The organism is Psychrobacter sp. ENNN9_III, assembly GCF_001462175.1.
Lineage (GTDB): Bacteria > Pseudomonadota > Gammaproteobacteria > Pseudomonadales > Moraxellaceae > Psychrobacter.
In genome coordinates this window covers 1-4,948 of sequence record NZ_LNUO01000040.1, presented here as the reverse complement: position 1 = coordinate 4,948, position 4,948 = coordinate 1, and the positions used below count along the sequence as shown (strand labels likewise).

General features: G+C 43.1%; 5 protein-coding genes. 3 read left to right on the top strand and 2 right to left on the bottom strand.

Annotated elements, in window-relative coordinates; genetic code table 11:
* Positions 1 to 229: 229 nt before the first annotated feature.
* Together pssA and PENNN9_RS03270 are read right to left on the bottom strand one after the other, a co-directional pair.
* Positions 230 to 1,102 (bottom strand): CDP-diacylglycerol--serine O-phosphatidyltransferase, encoded by an 873-nt coding sequence (gene pssA, locus PENNN9_RS03275; RefSeq protein ID WP_227511704.1) that lies wholly within the window; start codon positions 1,100 to 1,102, stop codon positions 230 to 232.
* A gap of 10 nt (positions 1,103 to 1,112) precedes the next feature.
* Entirely contained in the window at positions 1,113 to 1,997 is an 885-nt protein-coding gene (locus tag PENNN9_RS03270) for a 23S rRNA (adenine(2030)-N(6))-methyltransferase RlmJ (protein WP_058368313.1), read from the bottom strand.
* A gap of 131 nt (positions 1,998 to 2,128) precedes the next feature.
* Here PENNN9_RS03270 and PENNN9_RS03265 point away from each other — a divergent pair, with 131 nt between their 5' ends.
* The 3 genes from PENNN9_RS03265 to PENNN9_RS03255 form a co-directional block, all read left to right on the top strand.
* Positions 2,129 to 2,896 (top strand): 2OG-Fe(II) oxygenase, encoded by a 768-nt coding sequence (locus PENNN9_RS03265; protein WP_058368312.1) that lies wholly within the window; start codon positions 2,129 to 2,131, stop codon positions 2,894 to 2,896.
* Positions 2,897 to 2,987: 91 nt separating this feature from the next.
* The gene (gene dapE / locus PENNN9_RS03260; RefSeq protein ID WP_058368311.1) at positions 2,988 to 4,190 is read left to right on the top strand and encodes a succinyl-diaminopimelate desuccinylase; all 1,203 of its coding nucleotides are present in this window, start codon (positions 2,988 to 2,990) and stop codon (positions 4,188 to 4,190) included.
* A gap of 33 nt (positions 4,191 to 4,223) precedes the next feature.
* Positions 4,224 to 4,948 (top strand): hypothetical protein (locus PENNN9_RS03255; RefSeq protein ID WP_156410061.1); only part of this gene is annotated, 725 nt, incomplete at its 3' end.

The following is a 4,948-nucleotide window of genomic DNA, read 5'->3' as shown; positions in this document are numbered from 1 at the left end:
GTAAATACCCTTCCCTTTCGACTGGGTGGCATTATACGCGCTTTAAGTTGGAGGTCAAGGGGGATCTAAAAAATAATTAATAATTTCTTTATATTGAGCTTATTACACTCATTATATTATTTTAACCAATTGTTATGACTCACTATTTATATTTACCGTTATACTGCTATGAACAAAGAAGGAGTCTACCTTTTGGTAAACCCCTTTTATTATGAGAAAGTTAACTGTTTTAACTGCTGGCTTTTGCCCTAATCGTAGTAATGATACCTGACAACGCATATATAATACCAATCGCTAAAATACCAACTGGTATATCATATAGCACGATGCTCATAACCAATACACCAACAATAAGAACTACAAATGGGACTTTCTTTTTGTCAAACTCTTTAAAGCTATAGTATTTGATATTACTGACCATCAGCAGGCCACAGATGACCACCCACGCGGCAAACAAGAACATAATAGCAGCATCATATTGTCCAACCCATTCATTATGATCGACAGCAACCATAACAGCAGAGGTTACTAGTATAGCGGCAAGCGGACTTGCTAAACCAACAAAGTACTTCTTATCGACTTCGCCAATCTGTACGTTAAACCGTGCCAAACGAAAGGCACCACAGGCAGTAAAGACAAAAGCACAACCTAGACCAAAGCGTCCTAAAGGCTCCAAGGCAAAGCTATAAATTAAGATAGCTGGGGCAATACCAAAGGCGAGCATATCGGCGAGCGAGTCGTACTGCTCGCCAAAGGGGCTTTGTGCATTAAGCATACGTGCGACTCGGCCATCAGCCCCATCAAGAATGGCCGATAAAAAGATTGCTAAGGATGCTTTGTAAAATTCACCTTGGGTACTGGCTAAAATCGAATAAAAACCAGATAACAGTGACAATGTGGTGATCAGATTGGGCGCTAAATAGACACCGCGGCTGACCACAGGCTTACCTTCTGCAACTTCTGTCTCAATCACCTCAAAAGTTAAGCCATCGTAATTATCATTATCCGCTAAGCGAACATTGAATTCATGTTCATCAATAAAAGGCGGCTGAGTCGCTGCGCTGTCGTTTAGGCTATTGTGAGGTGGCTGCTCGGTCGTCATAATGGTATCCTTATTCGCCAACTAGCCAGCGTACATTGGTTGCACTATCAGGCGTTAAGTTTGGCGCATCAGCTACTTTTAAAGCAGGCTGTAAAAACCGTAATATCTCGCGTGCATGATTGTCAAACTGCCACGGCGGATTAATAACCAGTAGCCCCGTCCCATTGAGGCCGACAGCAACATCGTTTGGATAAATATTTAGCTCACAGACCAGTTGGCGTCTCATTTCAGTACGCTTAAGCTTTTTGTAAAACAGCTCTACCGCTTCGATGTTTTTGATTGGGAACCATAATGCATAAGTGCCTTGTGGCCATTTGTTATAAGCAGCAACCAATAGATTGATAAGGCGCGTAAAGTCCTTGTGTTCTTGCTCGTAAGGAGGGTCCAGAAAAATTAGACCGCGTTTTTCTTTTGGTGGTACAACAGCAGTAATGCCCTCAAATGCATCACGATGATGAATACCGATTGGCAGCTTATGCAATTGATAATTAAGCGCATCGTATTCACTAGCTTTGGCTTCAAAGGCTTCCCCACGAACGCCCGTATCTGGGTTTTTTTCAATATGATGAGCAATCCACCATGGCGAACCGGGGTAGACTTTATTATCATAAGTAGATTTGGCTTGCTTGATGCCTTCCATATAGTCTTTGACAGCTGCTGGTGCTTGTGTCATTTCAGCATCATCAAGCTTTAACAACGCTTTGATGCCGCCTTCAGCTTCTCCAGTTTTGCGCGCTTCTTCACTACTTAGTGAGTACAGACCGCGACCACCGTAAGCATCGAGCGCATAAAAAGGTTTGTTTTTTTGGCTCAACTGATTAAGCAGTTGTACCAATAAAATGTGTTTCACCACATCAGCAAAGTTACCAGCATGGTAGGCGTGTTTATAGTTCATAATCTCAAAAGTTTAAATAAGAAAAATTGCATCTATGGTAGCATAGGAAGCATAAAAGATAATGTGGTTTTGGTAAGCGCTTTTAATAAAAGGGTTTTTGAATGCCAGCTAATTGACAATAACGAGGTGAAATGACGAATATTATTAGCAACCTAGATGTGACTGATCTGGTGGTCAAGTATCCGATAGGTCCTGATAATCCGCCATTACTTGCGCCGTCCACTGATATGGCGAGCAACCAGAAGAGCGACAAGTCGCCAACTCAACACGTGCTGCAAATGTCAGATTTTGATGTGCGCTGGGACGATAAGCTGACCGATACGCAGCTCGATAAGTTCGTGGATGATGGTTGGATAGTTATTGATGGCGTATTTGAGCATACAGCATTATTAGCCTTGCAGGCGGAAAGTGGTTTTATCGACTATCGTGATGCAGAGCTGACTGCGGGTATGCGTATCAGTGATATACGCGGTGATCGCATCCGCTGGATTACTGAGAATTTCTTTGCCGGCTATTTTTATTTGCAAAGCATCAATGCGCTTGGCGTGCTTTTCAATCGTAGTTTGTTCGCTGGTATTCGCCATAGTGAAGCACATTACGCCTGCTATCCAGTGGGCTTTGGCTATCAGTGGCACAGCGACAATCCCGCTGGTCGTGATGAGCGCGTTATCTCGGCGGTGTTTTATCTCAATGATGAATGGGCAGCCAGCGATGGCGGCGCATTAGAAATCATTGATAAACATGATGTCCATCATAATATAATGCCTGTCGCCAACCGACTGGTCATATTTGACAGTGACTTGCAGCATCAAGTGCAAGTCGCCCATCGACAACGTTACTCTATCGCGACGTGGATGCGCCGAGATGGTCTAATACCTTTTGTTAGAGACAATATTTAAAACCTATTAGCAAGTAAAAAAGCGACTGTTTCTATTTTGGCTGCTACTCTTAAAAACTTATCATCTTAATTTGTAATAAAAAGGTTCATTCATGTCTGACTCTACCCATCAACCAAAAACCCACCAGCAACAAACCTTAGACTTAAGCATTGCACTTCTTGAGCGTCCTTCGGTCACTCCAGATGATGATGGCTGCCAAGACATATTGTCAGAGCGTTTATCACAAGCTGGCTTTGATTGCGAGTTTATGTATTTTGGCGATAGAGATAAGACTGGCGAGCACGCGGAAGTCAAAAACCTTTGGGCACGCCGTGGTACAGCCGACCCTGTGATATGTTTTGCTGGTCATACCGATGTCGTACCGACGGGCGACGAGAAAAACTGGACCTATCCGCCATTTACCCCAACCATCGAAAATGGCTATCTCTGGGCGCGTGGTGCCGCTGATATGAAAACCGGAATAGCCGCTTTTACTATCGCTGCTGAGCGTTTCGTTGCCAACCATCCTGAGCATAATGGCTCTATCGCCTTTTTAATTACCTCAGATGAGGAAGGCCCCTCTATCAATGGCACCGTTAAGGTCATAGAAACTCTAGAAGCACGTAATGAAAAAATTACCTATTGTCTCGTTGGTGAGCCATCAAGTACTGATACATTAGGCGATATTATCAAGAACGGACGCCGCGGCTCGTTGGGTGCCGTGCTTACTGTCACCGGCAAGCAAGGTCACGTCGCCTATCCACACCTTGCGTCTAATCCTATTCATGCCGCGACCTCAGCTTTGGCTGAATTAACGGCTACGACATGGGATGCTGGTAACGATTACTTCCCCGCCACCTCTCTACAAATCTCAAATATTAATAGTGGCACGGGCGCAACCAATGTCATCCCTGAAACGCTTGAAGTTATCTTTAATTTCCGCTTTTCAACAGAAACGACTGAAGATGAACTAAAAGCAAAAACCCATGCTATCTTTGATAAGCATTTTGCTGATAGCAAGGCCAGTTATGATATTCATTGGAAATTATCTGGTCAGCCGTTTTTGACCCCTGAAGGTAAACTCGTCTCTGCCTGCCAGCAAGCCATTAAGTCGGTAACGGGTACGCAGGCAACTTTATCGACTTCAGGCGGTACCTCTGACGGACGCTTTATCGCGCCAACGGGTGCACAAGTCGTTGAGCTTGGCGTACGCAATGCCACGATTCATCAGGTTGATGAAAAGGTTGAGGTGGATGATTTGGGAAGATTGGCGCAGATTTATGAGGGGATATTGGAGGAGTTGTTGTTGGGTTGAAAGTTTTTATTAAATATTTGAGGATATGTTGTAATGATACAATTTAACCCTATGACGCTATCCTTTACTGTTGTCATGATTACACTATTAAACGGCTGTAACGCCACATCATACGAACCAGTAAAATCTGAACCTACAGGTACGGTAGTTGGGCAAAAAAAGATTTATATTGATTGGACAAAAATTGATACTAAATCTGATGTTTCTATCGACAATACACCACGAGATGTTGACTACCCAGACCATATTTTTAGGTTAGCAGATGCCGTTAATAGACCTGTTGCCGATATTTATCGTCATGAAATGGTATATGGTTCAACAGAGGTACAACAGTTTGTGAATCAAGTAAAAGCACAACTTGGTGATAGCTATGTTGACATTTATGGTAATGCCGATGGCATGCCGAAATACTTTATCGTCACGCGACAAAATGTAGTCGCTGACAGTTACGAATATGTCATTAAAGAAGGCGAATTGCGTGGCTTTAGCCTACTTATCGAGATATTACCAATAGCGGATAGAAGTCGAGCAGCTATGCTAGATGTTTATGATAGCGCAGAAGATATAGAAAAAATTGATAAAATCATCAAAAAGTACGGTGGCGAGATGCAAGGTATAGGCTTTACGCCTATGGGGTTTAAAATTGTTATCGATACTTATTTTCAGAAACCTCTAACGACTACGCACCATACACAAATAGAAAGTGAATTAAAACAGTTAACAGGTGTGAATGTAGAAGTTAGACAAACGGGCAGGTC